General features: G+C 43.5%; 5 protein-coding genes. 1 reads left to right on the top strand and 4 read right to left on the bottom strand.

What is annotated here, in order from left to right:
• The 4 genes from guaA to WA010_RS03965 all read right to left on the bottom strand — a co-directional run.
• Window positions 1-1496: glutamine-hydrolyzing GMP synthase (guaA, locus tag WA010_RS03980; RefSeq protein WP_422555865.1), on the bottom strand; the 1496-nt coding region annotated here is incomplete at its 3' end.
• An 81-nt stretch (window positions 1497-1577) separates the two neighbouring features.
• Window positions 1578-2906, bottom strand: a complete 1329-nt coding sequence (nhaD, locus tag WA010_RS03975; RefSeq protein ID WP_422555864.1) for a sodium:proton antiporter NhaD — start codon at window positions 2904-2906, stop codon at window positions 1578-1580.
• Window positions 2903-4354, bottom strand: coding sequence for an L-aspartate oxidase (gene nadB, locus WA010_RS03970; protein WP_422555863.1), 1452 nt, complete (start codon window positions 4352-4354; stop codon window positions 2903-2905). Before nadB ends, nhaD begins: the two co-directional genes overlap by 4 nt.
• Complete coding sequence (locus WA010_RS03965) at window positions 4344-4472, bottom strand: lipoprotein (protein ID WP_422555862.1); 129 nt, start codon at window positions 4470-4472, stop codon at window positions 4344-4346. The genes nadB and WA010_RS03965 overlap by 11 nt, the downstream gene beginning before the upstream one ends.
• A gap of 70 nt (window positions 4473-4542) precedes the next feature.
• Between WA010_RS03965 and uvrC the strand changes: the two genes are divergently transcribed.
• The coding region (gene uvrC / locus WA010_RS03960) for an excinuclease ABC subunit UvrC (protein ID WP_422555861.1) at window positions 4543-5713 on the top strand (1171 nt) is incomplete at its 3' end.

Raw genomic sequence — 5713 nt, 5'->3', positions numbered from 1 at the left:
ACACGGTTAATCCCGTCCACTTCGTTGATGATACGACGGCTGATACGCTCTAACAACGTATGAGGAAGATGAGCAAACGTTGCCGTCATCCCATCTACTGCTTCAACGACACGAACACACACCGTGTTATCATAGGTACGGTTATCTCCCATAACACCGACTGATTTTACGTTCAGAAGAACGGCAAACGCCTGCCATGTTTTGGTGTAGTAACCGCTCGCTTTGAGCTCATCAAGCAAAATAGCATCCGCTTCACGCAGCAAATCCAAATCCGCTTTGTTCACTTCACCCATAATACGGATACCCAAACCCGGTCCAGGAAATGGATGACGGTTTACCAATGAATCAGGAAGCCCAAGCTCAAGTCCGAGTTTACGTACTTCGTCTTTGAACAAATCGCGTAATGGTTCGATCAACTCGAAATCCATCCAATCCGGAAGTCCTCCGACGTTATGGTGGCTTTTGATCGTGACAGAGGGACCGTTAACCGATACTGATTCGATAACGTCAGGATAGAGTGTCCCTTGTGCGAGGAATTTGATTCCGTCATGTTGCGCGGCTTCCGCTTCAAACACTTCGATAAAAGTGTGTCCGATGATTTTACGTTTCGTCTCAGGATCCGTTACCCCTGCAAGTTTACCGAGGAAACTTTCCGATGCATCGGCAACGATTAGAGGCACTTTGAGGTGAACTTTGAAAATATTTTCGACCGATTCACGCTCACCTTTGCGGAGTAATCCATTATCGACAAATACCGGAATCAGTTTATCACCGATCGCTTCGTACAATAATGCCGCAACCACTGAAGAATCAACTCCACCGCTGAGGGCGCATAGAACTTTGCCATCCCCTACTTGAGCGCGGATTTTAACAATTTGCTCTTTGAGGAAATGCCCCATATCCCATTTGTCAGTGATACCGCAGATTTTTCGGGCGAAGTTGCGGAGCATCAAATACCCCTCTTCGGAGTGATTCACCTCTGGGTGATACTGCATCGCGTAGACCATTTTTTCTTCATTCGCGATGGCTGCATACGGAGAGTTCGGTGAGTATGCGATAGGGACGAAACCCTCTGGCAATACGTCCACTTTATCCGAATGGCTCATCCACACCGCACGCTCATCTTCACACCCCTCAAAAAGTACCGAGTGCTGTGTCATATCGATGGTAAGTTCCGCTTTGCCGTATTCGTGGTGATCGCTTCGGATAACACTTCCGCCGAAATCGACCGCGATACGTTGCATACCGTAACAAATTCCCAAAACAGGAATTCCGAGAGTATAGACCCCTTGATCGACAGTATAGGCGTCTTTGTTATAGACCGATGAAGGTCCGCCGCTGAGGATGATCCCGCGCGGATTTTTTGCTTTGATAACATCGATTTTAGTGTGATACGGAAGTACCTCACAATAAACTTTATCTTCACGCAGACGGCGTGCGATCAACTGTGTGTACTGTGAACCGAAATCAAGGACGATAATATTAACATCTTTCAAAGGAGAGCCTTTACGTGGAGATAATCGGGAGGGTAAGCGATTGTGTACCCTTTGCGTTAATGAAAGGGTACCCTAATGTAATTAATAAAAGCCTAAAACGATAAACTGAACATACCATATTGTAAGTGATACAAAGTATCCAACTAAAACGGTCCAAGCAAGTTTGATGTGGGATGAAAAGGTATAAATACCGTGCATTTTTCCCATAACACCGACCCCCGCTGCACTTCCAAAACTGATGAGTGATCCGCCAATCCCTGCCGTCATTGTGACCAACATCCACTGTGCATGATCGATGGAGGGAGAGGCTTTGAGAACTGCCGACATGACTGGAACATTATCGACGATTGCGGAGAGGAATCCTACCCCGATATTGACGAGTGTTGGATCAAACATCTCATATAGTTTTGCGGCATACGTCAAAAATCCCGTAAAATGGAGTGCACCCACTGCCGCCAAAATCCCGAAGAAAAAGAGGAGAGTGTTATTTTCGACTTTGCTCATTGCATCGAAAATATTCACATCGACATTATGCTTCGCTTTCAGAAAATACATATAAAGCTGTAAAATCGCCAAACCAAAAAGCATACCCCACATCGGAGGTAAATGGAGCACTTGCTTCCCTAAAACCGCAAGGGCAATTGTCAATGCACCGAATGCAATGATCACTTTTCCCCCTTTGAGGATTTCGATTTTTTCAGCCGCTTCTGGATCACCCTCTTTATGCGGATCAAGATCAGGAACATACCGAACCAACAATGCCGCTGTAACAAGCCATCCAATGAAAGCCGCTGGAAACAAATAGAGAAAATCAACAAATACTCCCTTCTCTGCCGCCCATACCATCAAGGTTGTAATATCTCCAAACGGACTCCACGCACCCCCCGCATTTGCTGCAACGACGACATTAATCGCACTGGGGATAAGAAACTCTTTGGTTTTATTATCGATGGTCAACAATACCGTCGAGAGGATCAATGCTGTGGTGAGATTATCGGCAACGGGAGAGATAAAGAATGCCAAAGTACCGGTAATCCAAAACAGTTCCCGATAACTGTACCCTTTGGCAATCAGTTTTGCACGTAATGCACTGAAAACACCTCGTTCCACCAGTGCTTCGATATAAGTCATAGCGACAAATAAGAAAAAGAAAATTTCGGTAATTTCCAAAATCAGATGATCCACTTCTTGCTCAAATGGTGTTAAATCTGCTCCATTGATGACATAATAAATCCCGATCAGAACAAACATTAATGTTCCGATAAACAATGCCGGCTTAGCTTTATCAATATGGTATTTCTCTTCTGTCGCGATAAAATAATACCCTACTACGAAAAGTGCGAGGAGAAACCATCCAAACGGATGATTTACCAAATTGATTGCAACCGATTCATTGATTGGGATAGTCATTGTTTTTCATCTTGTGTTATAAAATGTACCCCTATCGATTCAGGACGTTTTTGCGCCGCTTCAACGATACTTCGAGCTGTTAAGAGGCGCAAACGTAATAATCTCCCTACGTTCTCCGAGAGCATTCTTTCTATCGCTTCCAATGCCGTACTAAGCCCATGCGGAGTCCGTTTAATCGAGACATAGTTCCACATGATCCGACGAAGCTCATCTTTTTTTTCTTTGTCCCCATCGAGTTCCAGCGGCTCTGTACCTAGCGTAAAATCCTCACCGCATCCGTATGAGGGGTGTGCCAAAATCGACTCTGCCGCCCTTTGGGCAAACACAAGCCCCTCTAACAATGAGTTGCTCGCCAATCGATTCGCTCCATGAACTCCGGTCGATGCCGCTTCTCCTGCCGCATAAAGCCCCTTTATCCCCGGAACGCTTCCATCGAGGTTTGTTTTAATCCCCCCAACGGCATAGTGAAATGCGGGAGAGATCGGAACCCGCTCTTTGGGAAGATGATATCCTAAATCATTCAGAGATTTATAGATATTCGGGAACCGCTCTTTAAAATACTCACTCTCAAAATCTTCACATGAAAGATAGACTTGTTTCTGGCTTCGCTGTTTATAATCGAATATAGCACGACTCACGATGTCACGCGGAGCCAACTCACCGCGCGGATCGTACTCGAACAAAAAGCGATACCCGTTTTCATCGACCACATGCGCCCCTTCCCCTCGGAGTGCTTCGGAGAGGAGCTGTTTACGAGCCCAATTATTGGCGACAAAAACGGTAGGATGGAACTGCATCATTTCCATTGATTCGAGGGCAATCTCTTTTTCGATACAAATACCATGAATATCACCGCTGATACTCGATGCGTTTGTATGGTATTCATACAATGATCCCACACCGCCACTGGCAATGATGACATTATCGGCCAAAATAATTTTTTGCTTCCCTTCTACCAATACTTCCACTCCGCAACATTGATTGTTTTCGATTAATAAATCGATAACCGTAGCTTCACTAAGCATTGGGTGGGGATTTTGGTTTAGTAAGAAAAAGTGCAAATGTCTCCCCGTTGCATCCCCTCCGGCATGGAGGATTCGGCTTCGTGAATGGGCAGCTTCTTTGGTATAGAGCAAATGACCTTCATTGTCTTTATCAAATAAAAATCCTCGATCGATCAAATCACGGATTACACCCTGAGAATTTTCACTCAGAATACGAACTGCTTCGGTATTGCACATCCCTGCACCTGCATCCAAAGTATCTTGGATATGCAGTGCAATATCCGCATGATCGTACGCCGTAGTAACGCCCCCTTGAGCATAATAGGTATTGCATTCCCACGGATAGGACTTATTGATAAGTAAAACTTTAAGAGTTTTTGGAAGATCTATTGCTGTGTAAAGCCCTGCCACTCCCGAACCGATTATAACTACATCATAACGCAACGGATGAATTCACTTTCACTGAGGATTTTTCATAATAGGGAGGTGCTTTATAGCCACATCCGCCTAACAGTGCCGTGATTGCGATAACACTTAAGGCAATTGTCCATTTTTTTGCCATTTTATCCCCTCATCTTCTTCTAGGGGGATGTTATAATAGCTACCATAAATTATTCATTAAGAACCTAAACATGATTGACAAAATTCGTTCTCTTCCCCACCAAGCGGGAATTTATCAGTATCTCGATGAAAAAGGGAGAATCCTCTACATCGGAAAAGCGAAAAACCTCTCCAAACGGGTCAAAAGCTATTTCAATCTTACCCCTAAACTCTCTCCCAAAGCAACCCTTTCGTTGCGAATCCAAAAAATGCTCTCCGAAACCGTTGGACTTCATTACATCATTGTCGAAAATGAACATGATGCCCTCATTTTGGAAAACTCTCTGATTAAACAACTCAAACCCAAATACAATATTCTCCTACGCGATGATAAAACCTATCCCTATCTGTATGTTGATATGGATGAACCTTATCCGCGGTTTGAACTTACTCGCAAAATTATTCAAGGAAAAAAAATCCGTTATTTTGGTCCTTTTTCCATAGGAGCTCGCGATATTCTCGATTCTCTGTATGAACTGCTGAAACTGGTACAAAAAAAAAGTTGCCTCAAAGGGAAAAAACAGTGTCTTTTTTATCAAATGGAACAATGTTTTGCTCCTTGTGAATTTCCGATTTCTCGTGAAATTTACATGCCGATGGTGATACAAGGGATTGAATGGATTCAAAATAAACATCGTTTGATCAAGCAACTCGAAACAAAAATGGAGCTGTATGCGGAATCGCTCCGATTTGAAGAAGCATTGACGCTTAGAGATCGCATCGAACGAATCAGCAAAAGTGAGCTGACTTCCCAAATCGATTTGGCATCTGCTGAAAATTATGATCTTTTTGCTATTGCTGTCAATGAAACACGTGCTTGTATTCTCCGTCTATTTATTCGTGAGGGCAAAGTTGCTTCAACTACGCATGATTTTCTTCCGATTAGCCTCTCTTTTTCTCTTGATGAAGCTTATGAGCGTACAATCATGGGATTTTACGGTAATGAAAAACCACCTATTATTGCTCCCATCTTAACAGCACACGTGTTTGAATCAAGTGATTGGGTTTCGGAGCATCTTAGTGAATTATTTGGTAAAAAAGCCAAAATAGAAACACCGCAGCGGGGAAGTAAAAAAGAATTGATTGATTTAGCCATTAGCAATGCACAAGAACTTTTACGTACTCCTCAACCCTCAGACGAAATACTCTTGTGTCAACTTCAAGACCTTTTTAATCTTAACAATTTACCACGACGAATAGAGG

This window comes from Sulfuricurvum sp., from assembly GCF_049305995.1.
Classification (GTDB): Bacteria; Campylobacterota; Campylobacteria; order Campylobacterales; family Sulfurimonadaceae; genus Sulfuricurvum.
Note: the sequence above shows the minus strand (reverse complement) of the source record. Positions and strands in the feature narration are given on the sequence as shown.